This window comes from Pseudomonas sp. 18173 (assembly GCF_050432945.1).
Classification (GTDB): domain Bacteria; phylum Pseudomonadota; class Gammaproteobacteria; order Pseudomonadales; family Pseudomonadaceae; genus Aquipseudomonas.
The window spans coordinates 424,065-441,777 of record NZ_JBKFTN010000001.1; the positions used below are offsets into that span (position 1 = coordinate 424,065).

The following is a 17,713-nucleotide window of genomic DNA, read 5'->3' on the forward strand; positions in this document are numbered from 1 at the left end:
GCTGCATTTATTCAGCCGCGAGCTTTTTCGATCAATTCGATGTAATCCGCCGCGTTGCGCTGATCCTTGATCAGGGCAACGAAGTCATTGCCGTGCTCGTCCTTGCCGTTCACGTCGTAACCCGCCTCGACGAAAAACGTCAGGAAACGCTCGAAATCATCGATGCGCAGGCCACGGTAGGCCTTGACCAGCTTGTGCAGGGACGGAGAAGTCGCGTCGACCGGTTCGAAATCGAGGAACAACTTGATCTGCTCATCGCCGATCTCGTCACCAATCACTTGTTTTTTATCTTTACGCATTGCCGACTCCAGCTCGCAGACATTTCACGGGGCGGGCAGTTTACCCCTGCGCAGGCACAGGGCTCAACGCGCACGAGTGCTGCCGGTGTGCAGATCGGCCCAGACATGCCCATTGGCATAGCTGAGAAACTGGCAATACACCGTGTCGTTGCGCAACAAGTCGATTACCACCCGGTATTGCGCCAGCGGGTAATAGAGCGTCAGGGTCTTGCTTGGCGCGTCATAGACCGGTTTCTTCAGGCTTTTGCTTTCGCCGTCGAAGTTGACCAGCACCTGACTGATGGTGGCGCCTTTGTTCAGGGATTTGCCCTTGAGTCGAACCAGCAGCGGCGAAGTGACCGGAATCGGCTGCTGACTGGACTGACGCTGGCTGCCGACCACCACCGAGTATTCGGTAACCTGCAGCAGTTGTTGCTGCTCGGGTTCGCTGTCACGCAGGGTCAAGTCATCGGGCGGCAGGAACTGTGCATGCATAGGCGCAGGCGCTGCGGCCAGAGGCAGGCTGAGGGTCAGCAACAAAGCGGCGCAACTGCGGATCAAAAGGCTCATGGCTGGCTCCAAGGATGAACGCGTCCCTGTAGGAGCGAGCAGGCTCGCGATGGACGCAGGAACGCCGCGGGGTATCAGGCTCCCAGCGTTATCGTTGACGACCATCGCGAGCCTGCTCGCTCCTACAGGGTGAAAAATCAATCAATCGAACTGCGCGCGCATCCAGGCCTGATACCCGGCAACACCGGGCTCGCCTTCACGTGGTGCCCAGTGTGCCTGCTCACCCTCGCCGACCGGCCGGTAAGGGCCGGCCTTGCATTCGAACATCATACTGTCGGGTTCCAGCACCACCAGACCGTGGAACACACCGGCTGGCAGGTCCACGCCAACACAGTCGCCACCGACCTCAAGCACGGTCTTGCTCAGCACCGCACCGGCCTCGTCAAAGATCAATACGCCCAGCCGGCCCTTGAGCACCAACAGGGTTTCAGCCTTGTTGTCGCCCAAATGCCGATGCGGCGGGACATAGGTGGACGGCTGCAAACCCACCGCCATGCGATGGCAAGCGTCTTCCATCTGATGGAAGTTGTGATGCTGGCGCCCACGAGGATTGGCCGCGGCTTTCCCGGCCAGCTCGGTAAACAAGGTCTGATCCAGAAAGCGCGGCGTATCCATGTCTTACATTCCTTTAACGGCGAAAATCCCGTTGGCGTTACGCCAGTAGCCTTTGTAGTCCATGCCGTAACCGAAGATGTAACGGTCGATACACGGCAGACCGACGAAATCGGCCTTGAGGTCCGGACGAGCCTTGCGGTCGTGGTCTTTGTCGATCAGCACGGCGGTGTGCACTTTACGTGCGCCAGCGTGTTTGCAGAAGTCGATGATTGCGCCCAGGGTGTGACCTTCGTCGAGGATGTCGTCGATGATCAGCACATCACGGTCGATGAAGGACACTTCCGGCTTGGCTTTCCAGAACAGGTCGCCGCCGCTGGTTTCGTTGCGATAGCGGGTGGCGTGCAGGTAGGACGCTTCCAGCGGGAACTGCAGATAGGTCAGCAGCTTGCCGGAGAAAATCAGCCCGCCGTTCATCACACAGAACACCACCGGGTTGCTGTCGGCCATTTGTTCGTTGATTTGTGCACCGACGCGGGCGATGGCCGCCTCGACTTCAGCTTCGGTGTACAGGCAGTCAGCCTCTCGCATGATTTGACGGATATGCTCGAGATCAGCGGACATGGCGCTCTCCAGGGGGGGTTGGAAGTCAGGAAAAGCGGGCAAAGGTACGCATCCCGCACGGCCAGATCAAGCGTTTGTGGACTAACGTACTGTATGTCTATAGGACAACACCCTCGGATAGATTAATCTAGGCCGGTTTTTTTGCCCGCCGCCGGAGCCTTTCCCCATGCCCATCCAAGAGATCCGCCACCCGCTGATCCGTCATAAACTTGGCCTTATGCGCCGTGCAGACATCAGCACCAAGAATTTTCGCGAGCTCGCTCAGGAAGTCGGTGCCCTGTTGACCTATGAAGCCACCAAGGACCTGCCGCTGGAAACCTACGATATAGAAGGCTGGTGCGGCACCGTGTCGGTCGAGAAGATCGCCGGCAAGAAAATCACTGTAGTCCCTATCCTGCGCGCTGGCATCGGCATGCTCGAAGGCGTGCTCAGCCTGATCCCGGGCGCCAAGGTCAGCGCCGTGGGCGTTGCCCGCAATGAGGAAACCCTCGAAGCCCACACCTATCTAGAGAAACTGGTGCCGGAAATCGACGAGCGGCTGGCCATGATCATCGACCCGATGCTCGCCACCGGCGGATCGATGGTTGCCACCATCGACTTGCTGAAAAAGGCAGGCTGCAAGGACATCCGCGCCATGGTGCTGGTCGCCGCGCCGGAAGGCATCGCTGTAGTCGAGAAGGCACACCCGGACGTGATCATCTACACCGCGTCCATTGATCAGAAGTTGAACGAGCACGGCTACATCATCCCGGGGCTTGGCGACGCCGGTGACAAGATCTTCGGCACCAAGCAGAAGGACGCGTGAGCATGCAGCAAGAGTTCAACGATCCGCTCTGGCGCACGGTGCTGTCGGGTGCACAGATGCTGTTCGTGGCCTTTGGCGCCCTGGTGTTGATGCCGCTGATTACCGGTCTCGACCCGAACGTGGCGCTGTTCACGGCCGGCCTGGGGACGATCCTGTTCCAGATCGTCACCGGGCGTCAGGTGCCGGTGTTCCTGGCATCGAGCTTTGCCTTCATTACCCCGATCATTCTCGCCAAGGGCCAGTTCGGCCTGGCCGCGACCATGGGCGGCGTGATGGCGGCAGGTTTCGTCTACACCTTTCTCGGCCTCGCGGTGAAGATCAAGGGCACCGGTTTCATCGACCGCCTGCTGCCACCGGTGGTGATCGGTCCGGTGATCATTTCGATTGGCCTGGCCATGGCGCCGATTGCCGCCAACATGGCCATGGGCAAGGCTGGCGACGGCAGTGAGCTGATTCATTACCAGACGGCGATGCTGATCTCGATGCCAGCGCTGCTGACCACGCTGATCGTCGCGGTTTTCGGCAAGGGCATCTTCCGCCTGGTGCCGATCATCTCCGGCGTGCTGGTCGGCTTCGGCATGTCGTTCTACTTCGGCGTGGTCGATGTTGCGAAGATTGCTGCGGCACCGTGGTTCGCCATCCCGAACTTCACCGCGCCGGAATTCAACTGGCAGGCGATCCTGTTCATTGTTCCGGTGGCGCTGGCCCCGGCCATCGAGCACATCGGTGGCGTGATTGCCGTGGGTAGCGTGACCGGTCGCGATTACCTGAAGAAACCCGGCCTGCATCGCACTCTGCTCGGCGACGGCATTGCCACCACGGCGGCCGGTCTGTTCGGCGGCCCGCCCAACACCACCTACGCCGAAGTGACGGGCGCAGTCATGCTGACCAAGAACTACAACCCGAAAATCATGACCTGGGCGGCGATCTTCGCTATCAGCCTGGCGTTTATCGGCAAGTTCGGCGCACTGCTGCAAAGCATTCCGGTGCCGGTGATGGGCGGGATTCTCTGCTTGTTGTTCGGCTCGATTGCCGCAGTGGGGATGAACACGCTGATTCGCCACAAGATCGATCTGGGCGAGGCGCGCAATCTGGTGATTGTTTCGGTGACCCTGGTATTCGGGATCGGTGGCGTGCTGATCGGCACCGGCACCGGGCCGGACGATTTCGGCCTCAAGGGCATCGCGCTGTGCGCGGTGGTAGCAATCGGCTTGAATCTGATCCTGCCGGGCAATGACAGCTGGAAGCACAAGAAGGCGGATGAGCCGCTGCTGTAATGCTTCAAGAACTTTGCTGTTTATGAAATAGCTTTCGCGAGCAGGCTCGCTCCCACAGTTTGAAATGCATTTCCCTGTGGGAGCGAGCCTGCTCGCGATACTTTTAAAGCACCAACGGCGCCCTTTCGCACAGCGTACTCAACGCCTTCGCCCAATGCGGGTCATCGTTGAGGCACGGCACCAGCACCAACTCCTCTCCTCCTGCTGCGCGGAACTGCTCCTTGCCGCGATCACCGATCTCTTCCAGGGTCTCGATGCAATCGGCAACGAACGCCGGACACATCACCAGAACCTTTTTCACGCCGCTCTTGGCCAGTTCATCGAGGCGTGCTTCGGTGTAGGGTTCGATCCATTTGGCGCGCCCCAGACGCGACTGGAATGACACCGACCACTTGCCCTCCGGCAACCCCATGCGCCTGGCAAACTCTGCCGCCGTACGCAGGCACTGGCCGCGATAACAGGTGGCGACCACCTCAGGTGGCGCCCCGGCACAGCAATCACCGCCACCCTCGAAGCTGTGCCCTGGGTTGAGCTTCTTCAGATGCCGTTCCGGCAAGCCATGAAAACTCATCAACAAGTGATCGAAGTCCTGCTGCAAATGCGGCCGGGTCGTGGCCACCAGCGCATCGAGGTATTCCGGTTGATCGTAGAAAGGCTGGAGCACCGACAGTTGCACGTCGAGGTTCTTCTCGCGCACAACACGCCTGGCCTCCGCAATGACCGTGGTGGTGGTGCTGTCGGCGAACTGTGGATACAGCGGCGCCAGCGTGATTCGCTTGTGCCCCGCCGCGACCATGCGCACCAGCGTCGACTCGATCGACGGCTCGCCGTAGCGCATCGCCAGTTCGACCGGGCCGTGCTGCCACTGGCCGGTCATGGCTTGTTGCAGGCGACGGCTGAGCACCACCAGCGGCGAGCCCTCGTCCCACCAGATCGAGGCATAGGCGTGGGCCGACTGCTCGGGGCGCTTGATCAGGATCAGCGACACCAGCAAGCGTCGAACCGGCCATGGCAGGTCGATTACGTACGGGTCCATCAGAAATTGATTGAGGTAGCTGCGTACATCCGCCACCGAGGTGGAGGCAGGTGAACCCAGGTTGACCAGAAGCAACGCGTGATCGGTCATGCAACGTCCTATTCAAAGGCGACCGGACAGATCGTCCAGAGCCGCGCGCAAATCCGTGAACTGAAAGGTGAAACCCGCCTTCAACAGGCGAACCGGCGTGGCCCGTTGACCACCCAGCAACAACAGCGACAGCTCGCCCAACCCCACCTTCAATGCGAAGGCCGGCATCGGCATGAACGTCGGGCGATGCAGCACGCTGCCCAACGCCTTGGCAAACTCGCGGTTGCGCACCGGTTTGGGCGCGCACGCATTATAGGGACCGCTGGCCTCGTTGCGGTGCAGAAGAAAATCAATCAGGGCGATTTGATCGTCGATATGAATCCACGGCATCCACTGCCGGCCGTTGCCGATCGGGCCTCCCAGGCCCAGCTTGAACGGCAGCAGCAGACGCGACAAAAAGCCGCCCTGCGCCGACAGCACCAACCCGGTACGGATGAACATGACGCGAATGCCCAGGGTTTCAGCCCGCTGCGCCGTCTCCTCCCAGGCGATGCATAACTGGCTGGCGAAGTCTTCGCTGACCGGCGCCGAGTCCTCGGTCAGTTCACGCTCGCCTCCATCGCCATACCAGCCGACAGCAGAGCCGGAAATCAGGACCCGTGGTCTCTGCTCGCGACTTTCAAGCCACGCCAGCAAGGTTTCGGTCAGTGTGATCCGGCTGCTCCACAACAAGGCTTTACGTTTGTGTGTCCAGGGCCGATCGGCAATCGGCGCTCCGGCAAGATTGACTATCGCATCCACCGGCTCCTGCCCCAGATCCTCCAGACGAGCAATTCCACGCACTTGGACACCACATATTTTCGCGACTTTTTCCGGCTTGCGACTCCAGACTGTCAGGCGATGGCCCTGCCCCAACCAATGCCGGCAAAGCTGACGTCCTATCAAACCAGTACCGCCGGTCAGCAATATGTGCATGACTTCTTCCTCGCGTGGCGTTTTACCCTGTCCATTAGTCTATTTTTATAAGCAGGGATCTTTGGTATCGAGCAGGCTCTATGTTTAACAATAGGCCAAGCTATGAGAACAAGAACGCTAAAAGTTATACCAAAAAACAATATTGTACAGGTTTGAACCCCGGCGTAGTCTGTACAGAAAGGTAAACGAGGCCCCTATGACTGTACCTATCGCAATCATTGGCACCGGCATTGCCGGACTCTCCGCCGCCCAGGCCCTGACCGACCTCGGGCATGTGGTTCACCTGTTCGATAAAAGCCGCGGCAGCGGCGGACGCATGTCGAGCAAGCGCAGCGATGCGGGGGCCCTGGACATGGGTGCGCAATATTTCACCGCCCGCGACCGCCGCTTTGTCACGGAAGTCCAGCGCTGGCAAGCCAACGGCTGGGTCGCCGAATGGACACCGCAGCTGTACACCTACCATGGCGGCCAGCTCAACCTGTCGCCGGACGAGCAGACCCGCTGGGTCGGTACGCCCCGCATGAGCGCCATCACCCGCGCCCTGCTCGGTGACCTTGAAGTGCATTTCGCCTGCCGGATCACCGAGGTCTATCGCGGTGAAGAACACTGGCATCTGCAGGACGCCGAGGGCTTCACCCACGGACCGTTCAGCCACGTGGTCATTGCCACGCCAGCGCCACAAGCCACGGCGTTGCTGGCATCGGCGCCGAAGCTCGCGGGCGCCGCCGCCGGAGTGAAAATGGACCCGACCTGGGCCATTGCCCTGGCCTTTGAAACGCCACTGGAAACCCCCATGGAAGGCTGCTTCGTACAGGACAGCCCACTCGACTGGCTGGCCCGCAACCGCAGCAAACCCGGGCGCGACAACACCCTCGACACCTGGGTGCTACACGCCACCAGCGCCTGGAGTCGCCAGCACATCGACCTGTCCAAGGAGGCCGTGATCGAACAACTGCATGGCGCATTCGCCGAACTGTTGCACGACTCCATGCCCGCGCCGAGCTTCAGCCTCGCCCACCGCTGGCTCTACGCCCGCCCCGCCAGCAGTCACGAATGGGGCACCCTGGCCGATGCCGACCTGGGGCTGTACGCCTGTGGCGACTGGTGCCTGTCCGGGCGCGTTGAAGGGGCCTGGCTCAGCGGTCAGGAAGCCGCCCGCCGCTTGCATGAACATCTGCAGTAAAGGGCATCGACCCGAGTAAGTCGCTGCTGTCGCCATGGACAGCAGCCGGTCAAAAATCTATACATAAAATTTGACTTGTATAACTTCGAATCTATGATGAAGTTATCTTGTACAGACCCGTGTGTTTGTACAGGTTCAGATTCGAGGTGCTCCGATGCCCCACTCCCCCGCCAAACCGAAAATAGCCATCAGCGCCTGCCTGATGGGGCTCGACGTGCGCTACAACGGCGGGCACAAGGAGTCGCGGCTGTGCAGCCGCACCCTCACTGATTACTTCGATTTCATCCCGGTCTGCCCGGAAGTCGCCATCGGCCTCGGCGTGCCACGTCAACCGATTCGGTTGGTGAGCGGTGCCGATTACCCCGAAGCCGTGGGAACCCTCGATCACAGCCTTAACGTGACACAGCGGCTGGCCACCTACGGCCGCGACATGGCGGTACAGTTGGGGGATATTTGCGGCTATATCTTCATGCAGAATTCCCCGTCCTGTGGCCTGGAGCGGGTCAAGGTCTACCACGCCAACGGCGCACGGGCAGACGGTGGCAGTCGCGGGATCTACGCCCGGGCTTTCTGCCTGCTGCACACAGACTTGCCGGTAGAGGAAGACGGCCGGCTCAACGATCCGGTGCTACGGGAAAACTTCCTCACTCGCGTATTCGCCTACAGCGCCTGGCAGCAGCTGTGCCAGGAAGGCCTGACCCGGCGTGGTCTCACGGACTTTCACTCGCGCTACAAATACCTGCTGATGGCGCACAACCCGCAGCAATACAAAGTGCTCGGCAACCTGCTGGGCAACATGGGCCATACCGATCCGAACGAACTGGGCATGCGTTATTTCAGTGAACTGATGGCGGCCCTGAAAAAGTGCGCCACCCGCGGTACCCATACCAATGTCCTGCAGCACCTCAGTGGCTACCTGAAACAGGCCATCAGCCGCGAAGACAAGCACGAAGTGCAGCATGTGATCAGCCAGTATCGCCTGGGCATCGTGCCGCTGGTGGTGCCGCTGACACTGCTCAAACACTATTTCCGCCAATACCCGGATCCTTACATCGCACAGCAGGTTTACCTGCAACCGCACCCGGAAAACCTCAGCCTGCGAAATGCCATCTGATGAAAAAAGTACTCGACACCAGCGCCCGCGAAGACCTTGGCGATGACATAAAAAAGGCGCTGGACGAAGGCTGGCTGCCGATTCGTGAAGTGGCGCGGCAAACCGGTGTCAATGCCGTGACCTTGCGCGCCTGGGAGCGGCGCTACGGCCTGATCGTGCCGCAACGCACTCCCAAGGGGCACCGGTTGTTCTCGGCCGACCATGTACTACGCATTCAGGCCATCCTTACCTGGCTCAACCGTGGTGTTGCCGTCAGCCAGGTCAAGCAATTGCTCGACACACCGCAAGCCTTCGGCGAGCCCGTCGACAACGAATGGCACACCTTGCTGCAAACGTTGCTAAAGGCGGTCAGCGAATTGCAGGAACGCGCGCTCGATGACAGCGTGAATCAGGCAATGGCGCTGTATCCGCCGCGAACCCTGTGCGAGCACTTGCTGATGCCCCTGCTCGCCGCTCTGGAGCTACGCTGGCAAGGTCAGTTCGGTGCGCAGATGGAGCGGGTGTTTTTTTGTGCCTGGCTGCGCAGCAAATTCGGCGCACGCATTTACCATAACAATCGTCAGCTGCGCGCCGCGCCGCTGCTGTTGATCAACCACTCGGACTTGCCCATGGAGCCTCAGCTGTGGCTAACGGCCTGGCTGATCAGCAGTGCCGATTGCCCGGTGGAGGTCTTCGACGGATCGCTGCCTGTCGGTGAACTGGCATTGGCGGTTGAACTACTGCGACCCTGTGGTGTTCTGCTGTACTCCAGCCAGGCTATTAACCTGACGCAACTGCCGAAACTTTTCAAAGGTGTCGGTTGCCCAAAAATGATTGCCGGACCAACGGTGTGCATCCACCACTCCGAGTTGTCCGCAAGTACTATCGGGATCGCTGATTTGTACCTGGCCGAGGATCCATTGTCGGCACATCAGGCACTCATTCAGCGCGGGCTGATTTAGATGAATCGCGTGGCTACCGACATGCAACTGATCTGGCTGCGCAGCGACTTGCGCCTGCATGACAACACCGCCCTCTCGGCTGCCGCGGCTCGAGGCCCGTGCGTGGCTGTGTATCTGCTGAGTCCGGAACAATGGCTGGAACACGATGACGCGCCCTGCAAAGTGGACTTCTGGCTGCGTAACCTGCGCGAGTTGAGCCGCGAACTGGGTCAACTGAACATTCCCCTGCTGGTCCGCCGGGCCCCTCGCTGGGAGGACGCTCCAGCCGCGCTGCTGAAGCTGTGCCGACAATGGCAAGTCAATGCAGTGCACCTCAACGAAGAGTACGGCATCCATGAATCCCGTCGCGATGCCGCGGTCGCCAGCACGCTCGAGGCCGAAGGCATCGAAGTTCATCACTACCTCGATCAGTTGCTGTTCAAGCCAGGCAGTGTGCTGACCCGGACCGGCACTTACTTTCAGGTCTACAGCCAGTTCCGTAAAGTCTGCTACGAACGCCTGCACCACTCGCTGCCCAGCCTGGTCCGCGCACCGCACAAGCAAGCGCCGCTTAACATTGCCAGCGATGCGATCCCCTTGAGTGTCGAAGGATTCGCGACGCCCGCTGATAACCTGCGCGGCCTGTGGCCGGCGGGCGAAACCGAAGCCCGGCGTCGCCTCGACAGTTTTAGCGATGCACAGATCGAGCATTACCATCACGAACGCGACTTCCCGGCAAAACCCGGCACCAGCCAGCTCTCGGCCTATCTCGCCGCCGGGGTGATTTCTCCTCGCCAATGCCTGCACGCCGCCTTGAACAGCAATCAGGGTGAGTTCGAAAGCGGCAAGACCGGCGCCGTCACCTGGATCAACGAACTGCTGTGGCGCGAGTTCTACAAACACATCCTGGTGGGTTATCCACGGGTGTCCCGGCACCGCGCGTTTCGCCCGGAAACCGAAGCGCTGGCCTGGCGCCACGCCCCCGAAGAGCTGGCCGCCTGGCAACAGGCGCGTACCGGCTTGCCGATCATCGACGCGGCCATGCGCCAACTGTTGGCTACCGGCTGGATGCACAACCGCCTGCGCATGGTGGTGGCGATGTTCCTGACCAAGAACCTGCTGATCGACTGGCGCGAAGGCGAACGTTTTTTCATGCGCCACCTGATCGATGGCGACCTGGCGGCGAACAATGGTGGCTGGCAGTGGAGTTCCTCCACCGGCACAGACTCGGCGCCTTACTTCCGGATTTTCAACCCGTTGAGCCAGTCGGAAAAATTCGACCCGGAAGGCCTGTTCATAAAACACTGGCTGCCGGAACTGGCTGGGCTGAACAAGAAAGAAGTGCACAACCCCGCCAGTCTCGGCGGCCTTTTTGGTGTGGTGGATTACCCCTCACCGATCGTCGACTTGAGTACCTCCCGAACGCGCGCATTGACGGCGTTCAAGAACCTGCCCTCACGGCAACACTCCGCCGAGCTGGCAGGGAGTGCCCATGAGTAGTCTCCTGAAGCCGTTTGCCCGGCACTTGATGACGCTTGGAAAAGACAACCTGGAACATTTGGCGGACCGGGCAATTGCCTGGCTGATAAGGAGCTTGGGATGAGTCGTACACCTCCACGCCGATATTGGCTGACCGGCGCCAGCAGCGGCATTGGTGCCGCCCTGGCCGAAGAAATCCTGAAGACCGGTGGGCACCTGGCCGTCAGTGCACGCTCGCCGGGACCGCTCAAAGTCTTGTCGCTACGTTATCCGGGACAAGTGCTGGTGGTCGCCGGAGACCTGACCAACAGCCAGACCGTCCGCGAAATTGGCGAGCAGATAGCAGAGGACTGGGGCTCGCTGGACACCGTGATACTCAACGCCGGCACCAGCGAATATGTGGACGCCAGGCAGTTCGACGCGTCAATTGTCGAGCATGTGGTGCGCACCAACCTGTTGGCCAGCAGCTATTGCATCGACACCGCCCTGCCCTTGCTGCGTGCCGGCACCGCCCCGCATATGGTGGCCATGGCCAGTACCGTGACTTACCTGCCGCTGCCCAGGGCAGAAGCCTGCGGCGCCTCGAAGCCAGGGCTGCGTTATCTGTTCGACTCCCTGCGCATCGACCTGGCTCCCGAAGGCATAGAAGTCACGGTGATCAGCCCCGGTTGCGTCGAATCGCCGCTGACGATGAAAGACGGACTCCCCATGCCCTTGAGCTGGCCCGTGGAGAAAGCCGCACGACACATCTTCGAAAAACTCCAGGACCGCCCTCTCGAAATCACTTTCCCGGCAGCGTTCATGGCCACCCTCTGGCCGCTCTCCAGACAGCCGGACCAAGTGAAACTGGAGATCGGCAAACGCATGATGCGTAGCCAGCCACCGGGCAAGGATCAACCTTGAAAAACGCCATCATCGGCAGCGGTACCCCGGGGGCTGACCTGCGTCCGTCCGACCTTTCACACAGCTCCCGGCGACTGCCTTACACTGCGCGCCATGAAAACCATCCCCCATACGCAAATCGCGGAACCCGCAATCACCTGCTCGAGCTGCGCAGCCTGCTGCTGTCAGCTCGAAGTCATGCTGATCACCGATACGGGTGTGCCTGAACGGTTCATCGATACCGATGACTGGGGCGGGGAAGTCATGCTGCGCCTGGACGACGGCTGGTGTGCGGCACTGGATCGCAACACGATGATGTGCACCATCTACGAAAAACGCCCGCTGATCTGCCGGGAGTTCGAGATGGGCGCACCGGAGTGCATCGACGAACGCCAGGGGATTTCGACGGCGTATCGCTAGTTTTGAAGTCACCAAAATACAAATGTGGGAGCGGGCTTGCTCGCGAAAGCGGCGTACCAGTCAACATTACTGTTGAATGCTGATCCGCTTTCGCGAGCAAGCCCGCTCCCACATCCAAAACAGCACCGTGTCTTACAACGGCAACGTGTAATGCAGCGAGTAACTTTCTACACCGTCGTTGGAACTGGCGAGCCCGGCGTTGGAATAGTGCGTCGCGCGGATCCCGACTTCATGGCCGCCATTGAAGCGCAGGCCAAAACCGATACGGTCTTCAAACTGGAAAGCACCGCCGATGTTGTTGTCTTCGAGCCGGGTATGGGAGAACACCGCCACGCCAATGCCTGCTTCAACATACGGCTTGACGTTCTGACCGGCAAATTCGTAGACGAACACAGGAGAGAACGACAGGCTGTTGTTGCTCGAGGTCTTGTCGCCTTCCCAGTAGGTATACGCACCGCTCCAGTAGCCGGTCACGCGACCGACGTCACTCTGCCACCAGCTCTGGTCCCAATCGAACTGCATGCCCAGTCGATACGTCATGGTCGAATCGCTGGTCTGACCAACCGCAAATTCCACACCTGCCGCCTGCGCAGTAAAGGTGTGCCCCATTAATGCGGCCGCAATCGCGGCCAAACAGAATAGTCGCTTCACGAGAAACTTCCTTTTCCGAACGATTTCGTATGATTTTTATGTTGCCAAGCCCTGCAACGCTTATAGAAGTCAGCGATCAATCAGAAGTTCACCCGATTTTTCGTATTCCCCCGGCCAATCTTTTACCTGTTGAAGCTTCGCACAACGCCATGGGTATTCCACAGTATCGGCAAGATATTTCTGAAATGAAGCGGATCGGCGCTGGTCCAGAACTGCGCCTCACGGGCAGGCCCTTCGGCGAGCAGTTCGCCTTCGGCCAATAGCCGCTGGAGTTGCCGTGCGACGGCAGCACCGGTGTCGATCAGGCTGATGTCCTCGGGGATCATCTGCCGGAGCATCGGCTTGAGAAAGGGGTAATGGGTGCAGCCGAGAATCAGGGTGTCCGCGCCGGCGGCGAGCAATGGCTGGACATACCTGGCCAACAGCTGGCGCAGCTCGGGGCTGCGCAGATCACCGTTTTCAATCAGTTCCACCAGCCCGGGACATGGCTGGGTAATCACTTTCACGTCCGTGGCGAAACGGTCGAGCAATGCGGCGAACTTGGCGCTCTGCAAGGTGCCGGTGGTTGCCAGTACCCCCACCACGCCGGAGCGGGTGGCGGCGGCGGCCGGCTTGACTGCCGGCTCCATGCCGACGATGGGCCATTGGGGATAGTCGCGGCGCAAGTCGGCAACGCCGGACACCGTCGCCGTGTTGCAGGCCAGCACCAGGGCCTTGGCGCCTTGTTGCTGAAAGAAGTCGGCCATGACGCTGCAACGCTGCTGGATGAATTCCGGGGTTTTCTCGCCATAGGGAACATTTCCGCAATCGGCGACGTACATCAGCGTCTCGTTGGGCAACAAGCGCTGGATCTCGGCCAGCACCGAGAGCCCACCGACGCCGGAGTCGAATACGCCGATTGGCGCCTCACGCATGTGAAGATCCACAGACGCTGCAGCCCGGATCGCGCTTGACCCGCAATTCGCGAAAACGCGTGCCCAAGGCATCGATCAACAGCAGGCGCCCCACCAGCGGCTCGCCGAATCCGGCCAGCAACTTCAGCGCTTCAAGCGCTTGCAGGCTGCCGACCAGCCCCACCAGCGGCCCCACCACCCCGGCTTCGCTGCAGGTCAGTTCGGCTTCGCTGCCGTGCCCGTACAAACAGTGGTAGCACGGGCTCTCTGGCCGCCGCGGATCGAACACCGACAATTGCCCTTCGAGGCGAATCGCCGCGCCGCTGACCAGCGGTTTGCCAGCCGCCACACAAGCGGCATTGACCGCTTCACGGGTGGAGAAATTGTCCGAGCAATCGAGCACCAGGTCCACGGCGGCTACCGTAGCGGCCAGGGAATCTTCATCCAGCGCCGCACGATGAGCGATCAAGCGGATCTCGGGGTTGATCGCTGTCAGGCGCTTGATCGCCGAATCTACCTTGCCCATGCCGATGCTGTCGGTGTCATGAATGATCTGGCGTTGCAGGTTGGTCAGGTCGACCGTGTCGAAGTCCGCCAGATGCAACTCGCCGACGCCTGCGGCGGCGAGGTACAGCGCCACTGGCGCGCCGAGGCCTCCGAGGCCGACGATCAATACGCGGCTGTCCTTGAGCCGCAACTGGCCGTCGATATCGATGTGTTGCAGCAGAATCTGCCGGCTGTAACGCAGCAACTCCTGATCATTCAGCACGGCAGGCGCCCCAGACTGATGCGTTGGTGACCGCCCAGATCGGTGCGGCTGTGAACTTCCTCGAAACCACGGGTCAGCAGCAAATCGCGGACCGCCTCGGCCTGATCATAACCATGTTCGAGCATCAACCAGCCGCCAGCGTCGAGATGGTCTGGCGCCTGGGCGACGATCAGACGCAGATCGTCGAGCCCGTCGACACCGGCCACCAGGGCGCTGGCCGGTTCAAAGCGCACATCGCCTTCGACCAGATGCGGATCGGCCGCGGCAATGTACGGCGGATTGCTGATGATCAGTTGAAAACGCTGACCTTGCAGGGCACCGAACCAATGGCTGCTCAGGACCTTGGCGTTAGTCAGATGCAGGCGCTGGCGATTGCGTTCGGCCAGGGCCACCGCTTCCAGCACGCGATCCACGGCCGTGACGCTCCAGGCCGGACGCTCGCTCGCCAGGGCCAGGGCAATCGCGCCACTGCCGGTGCCCAGGTCGAGGACCTTGGCCGGAGTGGCCGGCAACAACTCCAGCGCAGCTTCCACCAGCAGTTCGGTATCCGGGCGCGGGATCAGCGTGTGCGGCGCCACTTCCAGATCCAGCTTCCAGAAACCTTGCTGGCCGAGGATATAGGCCACCGGCTCGCCGCTGCGGCGGCGCTGCAAATACTCGGCGAACGTCAGCGCCGCTTCGCTCGGCACGATGCGTTCCGGCCAGGTGTGCAGGAAACTGCGGGACTTGCCCAACGCCGCCGCCAGCAACAATTCGGCATCCAGACGCGCCGTCGGCGAGTCGGGTAAATCGGCGGCGCGCAACAAACTGGCAATGATCGTCATTTACTCACCTATCGCTGCCAGTTGATCGGCCTGGTACTCGGCCAGCAACGGCTCGATCACCGCCTCGACGCCGCCGGCGAGGATCTCGTCGAGGGAATACAAGGTCAGGTTGACCCGATGGTCGGTGACCCGGCCCTGGGCAAAGTTGTAGGTGCGGATGCGCTCGGAGCGATCACCGGAACCGACCAGCAACTTGCGCTCACTGGCGATGGCGTTGGCCGCGGCCGAGGTCTGCTGGTCGTTCAGCTTGGCCGACAACCAGGACATCGCCCGGGCACGGTTCTTGTGCTGTGAACGTTCTTCCTGGCATTCGACCACGATGCCGGACGGCAAGTGCGTGATACGGATAGCCGAGTCGGTCTTGTTGACGTGCTGGCCACCGGCGCCGGAGGAGCGATAGGTATCGATGCGCAGGTCGGCCGGGTTGATCTCGATGGCTTCCTGTTCGTCCGGCTCGGGCAATACCGCCACGGTGCAGGCAGACGTGTGGATACGGCCCTGGGACTCGGTCGCCGGCACCCGCTGCACGCGATGGGCGCCAGACTCGAATTTCAGCTTGCCGTAGACGTTGTCGCCCTCGACCCGGGCGATCACCTCTTTATAACCGCCGTGTTCACCCTCGTTTTCCGAGAGAATTTCCACTCGCCAGCCACGACGTTCGGCGTAGCGCGAATACATGCGGAACAGATCGCCGGAGAAAATCGCCGCCTCGTCGCCGCCGGTGCCGGCACGGATTTCGAGGAACACGTTGCGCCCGTCATTCGGGTCCTTGGGCAACAGCATGCGCTGCAGGTCGGCTTCGAGCGTGACCAGGCGCTCCTTGGCCTCGCGGACTTCTTCCACGGCCATTTCACGCATGTCCGGGTCGCTGTCCTTGAGCAGAGCCTGGGCGCCTTCAAGGTCGGCCTGCACTTTCAGCAGCTGTTTATAGGCGTTCACGATCGGTTCAACTTCCGCGTACTCCTTGGAATAGGTGCGGAACTTGTTCTGATCGGAAATGACCTCGCCGTCGCCCAGCAGGGCGGTCAATTCCTCGAAACGGTCCTGGAGAATGTCCAGCTTATTGAGCAGTGACGCTTTCATTGCGGTTTTTTATCCGAAAAGCTATCCGATGAGCCCTCACCGAGGGCAAAGAGTTCCTGGGCCATCGCCAACGCATCCAGGCGACCTTCGGCAGAGAGCTTTTTCAACTGCACGCTCGGTGCGTGCAACAGTTTGTTGGTCAGCCCGCGAGCCAGTTGCACCAGCACCTCTTCGGCACTGCTGCCGTTGGCCAGCAGGCGCTGGGCCTTTTGCAATTCTTCGTCACGCAGGCGTTCGCTCTGTTGACGATAGGCCTTGAGCACGTCCACCGCCGCCAATTCACGCAGGCGGACCATGAAGTCTTCGGCGCCGACCGAGACCATCTCTTCGGCGGCCTGGGCTGCGCCCTGGCGGCTCTTGAGGTTCTCGGCGACCACTTCGTGAAGATCGTCGACGCTATAGAGGTAAACATCGTCCAACTCGCCGACTTCTGGCTCGATGTCGCGCGGAACGGCGATGTCCACCATGAATATTGGTTTGTGCTTGCGCAGTTTCAAGGCGCTTTCCACTGCACCCTTGCCCAGTATCGGCAGCTGGCTGGCAGTGGAACTGATGACGATATCGCTGCGTACCAGCTCCGCCGGAATATCCGACAGCAACACGGCATGGGCGCCGAACTGTTCGGCCAGAATGCTCGCGCGCTCCAGGGTACGGTTGGCGACCACGATGCGCTTTACACCCAGGTCATGGAGATGGCGGGCGACCAGGGTGATGGTCTCGCCGGCTCCGATCAGCAAGGCCTGGCTGCGCTGCAGGTCGCTGAAAATCTGTTTCGCCAGGCTCACCGCGGCAAACGCCACCGATACCGGGTTCTCGCCGATCGCCGTATCGGTGCGCACCTGCTTGGCCGCATTGAACGTGGCCTGGAACAGCCGCCCGAGCAATGGCCCGATGGTGCCAGCCTCGCGGGCCACGGCATAAGCCGACTTCATTTGGCCGAGGATCTGCGGTTCACCCAACACCAGCGAGTCGAGCCCGGAAGCCACCCGCATCATGTGACGAACTGCCGCATCATCTTCGTGCACATAGGCGCTTGCGCGCAGCTCATCGAAGCTCAAATGATGATATTCGGCCAGCCAGTGCAGCACGACATCCGCCGACAGGTGATCCTGTTCTATATAAAGTTCACTGCGATTGCAGGTGGAGAGGATCGCAGCTTCGCGGCTGTCGGTGAGTCGGCAGAGCTGCTGCAGGGCCTCAACCAGCTGCTCAGGGGTAAAAGCCACGCGCTCGCGGACGTCTACTGAAGCAGTCTTGTGGTTAATACCGAGTGCAAGGAAGGCCATTCAAAGTCGCTGATTGTGACGTGAAGCCGGTAATTGTCCTACTTCGACGGAATCAGAACAAC

The 17,713-nt window shown here is 60.7% G+C and carries 20 protein-coding genes; 8 read left to right on the forward strand and 12 right to left on the reverse strand.

Annotated features, from left to right (window positions below):
• Nucleotides 1-11 precede the first annotated feature (11 nt).
• From ACLD1X_RS01915 to ACLD1X_RS01930, 4 genes are all read right to left on the reverse strand, one after another.
• Nucleotides 12-299 (reverse strand): PA4642 family protein, encoded by a 288-nt coding sequence (locus ACLD1X_RS01915; RefSeq protein ID WP_008016652.1) that lies wholly within the window; start codon nucleotides 297-299, stop codon nucleotides 12-14.
• A 63-nt stretch (nucleotides 300-362) separates the two neighbouring features.
• Nucleotides 363-848, reverse strand: coding sequence for a hypothetical protein (locus tag ACLD1X_RS01920; RefSeq protein ID WP_429365876.1), 486 nt, complete (start codon nucleotides 846-848; stop codon nucleotides 363-365).
• Between the two features lie 141 nt (nucleotides 849-989).
• The gene (locus tag ACLD1X_RS01925) at nucleotides 990-1,463 is read right to left on the reverse strand and encodes a WbuC family cupin fold metalloprotein (RefSeq protein ID WP_429365877.1); all 474 of its coding nucleotides are present in this window, start codon (nucleotides 1,461-1,463) and stop codon (nucleotides 990-992) included.
• A gap of 3 nt (nucleotides 1,464-1,466) precedes the next feature.
• Nucleotides 1,467-2,024, reverse strand: a complete 558-nt coding sequence (locus ACLD1X_RS01930; protein ID WP_007981338.1) for a hypoxanthine-guanine phosphoribosyltransferase — start codon at nucleotides 2,022-2,024, stop codon at nucleotides 1,467-1,469.
• A 166-nt stretch (nucleotides 2,025-2,190) separates the two neighbouring features.
• Here ACLD1X_RS01930 and upp point away from each other — a divergent pair, with 166 nt between their 5' ends.
• On the forward strand, nucleotides 2,191-2,829 hold the full coding sequence (gene upp / locus ACLD1X_RS01935; protein ID WP_429365878.1) for a uracil phosphoribosyltransferase: 639 nt from the start codon (nucleotides 2,191-2,193) through the stop codon (nucleotides 2,827-2,829).
• Nucleotides 2,830-2,831: 2 nt separating this feature from the next.
• Nucleotides 2,832-4,106, forward strand: coding sequence for a uracil-xanthine permease family protein (locus ACLD1X_RS01940; RefSeq protein WP_429365879.1), 1,275 nt, complete (start codon nucleotides 2,832-2,834; stop codon nucleotides 4,104-4,106).
• Nucleotides 4,107-4,209: 103 nt separating this feature from the next.
• On the opposite strand, the gene hemH is transcribed toward ACLD1X_RS01940, so the two are convergent.
• Nucleotides 4,210-5,232, reverse strand: coding sequence for a ferrochelatase (gene hemH, locus ACLD1X_RS01945; RefSeq protein ID WP_429365880.1), 1,023 nt, complete (start codon nucleotides 5,230-5,232; stop codon nucleotides 4,210-4,212).
• A 12-nt stretch (nucleotides 5,233-5,244) separates the two neighbouring features.
• Nucleotides 5,245-6,147, reverse strand: a complete 903-nt coding sequence (locus ACLD1X_RS01950; protein ID WP_429365881.1) for a TIGR01777 family oxidoreductase — start codon at nucleotides 6,145-6,147, stop codon at nucleotides 5,245-5,247.
• Nucleotides 6,148-6,343: 196 nt separating this feature from the next.
• Here ACLD1X_RS01950 and ACLD1X_RS01955 point away from each other — a divergent pair, with 196 nt between their 5' ends.
• From ACLD1X_RS01955 to ACLD1X_RS01980, 6 genes are all read left to right on the forward strand, one after another.
• Complete coding sequence (locus tag ACLD1X_RS01955) at nucleotides 6,344-7,330, forward strand: NAD(P)/FAD-dependent oxidoreductase (protein ID WP_429365882.1); 987 nt, start codon at nucleotides 6,344-6,346, stop codon at nucleotides 7,328-7,330.
• Between the two features lie 154 nt (nucleotides 7,331-7,484).
• Nucleotides 7,485-8,444, forward strand: a complete 960-nt coding sequence (locus ACLD1X_RS01960; RefSeq protein ID WP_429365883.1) for a YbgA family protein — start codon at nucleotides 7,485-7,487, stop codon at nucleotides 8,442-8,444.
• Nucleotides 8,444-9,385, forward strand: coding sequence for a MerR family transcriptional regulator (locus ACLD1X_RS01965; protein WP_429365884.1), 942 nt, complete (start codon nucleotides 8,444-8,446; stop codon nucleotides 9,383-9,385). Before ACLD1X_RS01960 ends, ACLD1X_RS01965 begins: the two co-directional genes overlap by 1 nt.
• A 21-nt stretch (nucleotides 9,386-9,406) precedes the next feature.
• Nucleotides 9,407-10,864 (forward strand): deoxyribodipyrimidine photo-lyase, encoded by a 1,458-nt coding sequence (phrB, locus tag ACLD1X_RS01970; RefSeq protein ID WP_429365929.1) that lies wholly within the window; start codon nucleotides 9,407-9,409, stop codon nucleotides 10,862-10,864.
• 99 nt (nucleotides 10,865-10,963) lie between these two features.
• The gene (locus tag ACLD1X_RS01975; RefSeq protein ID WP_429365885.1) at nucleotides 10,964-11,746 is read left to right on the forward strand and encodes an SDR family NAD(P)-dependent oxidoreductase; all 783 of its coding nucleotides are present in this window, start codon (nucleotides 10,964-10,966) and stop codon (nucleotides 11,744-11,746) included.
• A 93-nt stretch (nucleotides 11,747-11,839) separates the two neighbouring features.
• Nucleotides 11,840-12,145 (forward strand): YkgJ family cysteine cluster protein, encoded by a 306-nt coding sequence (locus tag ACLD1X_RS01980; RefSeq protein ID WP_429365886.1) that lies wholly within the window; start codon nucleotides 11,840-11,842, stop codon nucleotides 12,143-12,145.
• Nucleotides 12,146-12,277: 132 nt separating this feature from the next.
• Here the strand turns inward: ACLD1X_RS01980 and ACLD1X_RS01985 are convergent, their stop codons facing one another.
• From ACLD1X_RS01985 to hemA, 6 genes are all read right to left on the reverse strand, one after another.
• On the reverse strand, nucleotides 12,278-12,796 hold the full coding sequence (locus tag ACLD1X_RS01985; protein WP_429365887.1) for an acyloxyacyl hydrolase: 519 nt from the start codon (nucleotides 12,794-12,796) through the stop codon (nucleotides 12,278-12,280).
• 122 nt (nucleotides 12,797-12,918) lie between these two features.
• Nucleotides 12,919-13,710, reverse strand: a complete 792-nt coding sequence (gene murI, locus ACLD1X_RS01990; protein ID WP_429365888.1) for a glutamate racemase — start codon at nucleotides 13,708-13,710, stop codon at nucleotides 12,919-12,921.
• Nucleotides 13,703-14,458 (reverse strand): molybdopterin-synthase adenylyltransferase MoeB, encoded by a 756-nt coding sequence (locus tag ACLD1X_RS01995; RefSeq protein ID WP_429365889.1) that lies wholly within the window; start codon nucleotides 14,456-14,458, stop codon nucleotides 13,703-13,705. Before ACLD1X_RS01995 ends, murI begins: the two co-directional genes overlap by 8 nt.
• Nucleotides 14,452-15,282 carry a peptide chain release factor N(5)-glutamine methyltransferase gene (gene prmC, locus ACLD1X_RS02000; RefSeq protein ID WP_429365890.1) on the reverse strand — a complete coding sequence of 277 codons (831 nt, stop codon included), beginning with the start codon at nucleotides 15,280-15,282 and terminating at the stop codon, nucleotides 14,452-14,454. Before prmC ends, ACLD1X_RS01995 begins: the two co-directional genes overlap by 7 nt.
• Entirely contained in the window at nucleotides 15,283-16,365 is a 1,083-nt protein-coding gene (gene prfA / locus ACLD1X_RS02005) for a peptide chain release factor 1 (protein WP_008016625.1), read from the reverse strand.
• Complete coding sequence (hemA, locus tag ACLD1X_RS02010) at nucleotides 16,362-17,651, reverse strand: glutamyl-tRNA reductase (protein ID WP_429365891.1); 1,290 nt, start codon at nucleotides 17,649-17,651, stop codon at nucleotides 16,362-16,364. The genes prfA and hemA overlap by 4 nt, the downstream gene beginning before the upstream one ends.
• Nucleotides 17,652-17,713 lie beyond the last annotated feature (62 nt).

Coding starts and splice junctions, on each gene's coding strand:
- ACLD1X_RS01915 (WP_008016652.1), bottom strand. CDS start 299: ATGCGTAAAGATAAAAAACAAGTGATTGGTGACGAGATCGGCGATGAG.
- ACLD1X_RS01920 (WP_429365876.1), bottom strand. CDS start 848: ATGAGCCTTTTGATCCGCAGTTGCGCCGCTTTGTTGCTGACCCTCAGC.
- ACLD1X_RS01925 (WP_429365877.1), bottom strand. CDS start 1,463: ATGGATACGCCGCGCTTTCTGGATCAGACCTTGTTTACCGAGCTGGCC.
- ACLD1X_RS01930 (WP_007981338.1), bottom strand. CDS start 2,024: ATGTCCGCTGATCTCGAGCATATCCGTCAAATCATGCGAGAGGCTGAC.
- upp (WP_429365878.1), top strand. CDS start 2,191: ATGCCCATCCAAGAGATCCGCCACCCGCTGATCCGTCATAAACTTGGC.
- ACLD1X_RS01940 (WP_429365879.1), top strand. CDS start 2,832: ATGCAGCAAGAGTTCAACGATCCGCTCTGGCGCACGGTGCTGTCGGGT.
- hemH (WP_429365880.1), bottom strand. CDS start 5,232: ATGACCGATCACGCGTTGCTTCTGGTCAACCTGGGTTCACCTGCCTCC.
- ACLD1X_RS01950 (WP_429365881.1), bottom strand. CDS start 6,147: ATGCACATATTGCTGACCGGCGGTACTGGTTTGATAGGACGTCAGCTT.
- ACLD1X_RS01955 (WP_429365882.1), top strand. CDS start 6,344: ATGACTGTACCTATCGCAATCATTGGCACCGGCATTGCCGGACTCTCC.
- ACLD1X_RS01960 (WP_429365883.1), top strand. CDS start 7,485: ATGCCCCACTCCCCCGCCAAACCGAAAATAGCCATCAGCGCCTGCCTG.
- ACLD1X_RS01965 (WP_429365884.1), top strand. CDS start 8,444: ATGAAAAAAGTACTCGACACCAGCGCCCGCGAAGACCTTGGCGATGAC.
- phrB (WP_429365929.1), top strand. CDS start 9,407: ATGCAACTGATCTGGCTGCGCAGCGACTTGCGCCTGCATGACAACACC.
- ACLD1X_RS01975 (WP_429365885.1), top strand. CDS start 10,964: ATGAGTCGTACACCTCCACGCCGATATTGGCTGACCGGCGCCAGCAGC.
- ACLD1X_RS01980 (WP_429365886.1), top strand. CDS start 11,840: ATGAAAACCATCCCCCATACGCAAATCGCGGAACCCGCAATCACCTGC.
- murI (WP_429365888.1), bottom strand. CDS start 13,710: ATGCGTGAGGCGCCAATCGGCGTATTCGACTCCGGCGTCGGTGGGCTC.
- prmC (WP_429365890.1), bottom strand. CDS start 15,282: ATGACGATCATTGCCAGTTTGTTGCGCGCCGCCGATTTACCCGACTCG.
- prfA (WP_008016625.1), bottom strand. CDS start 16,365: ATGAAAGCGTCACTGCTCAATAAGCTGGACATTCTCCAGGACCGTTTC.
- hemA (WP_429365891.1), bottom strand. CDS start 17,651: ATGGCCTTCCTTGCACTCGGTATTAACCACAAGACTGCTTCAGTAGAC.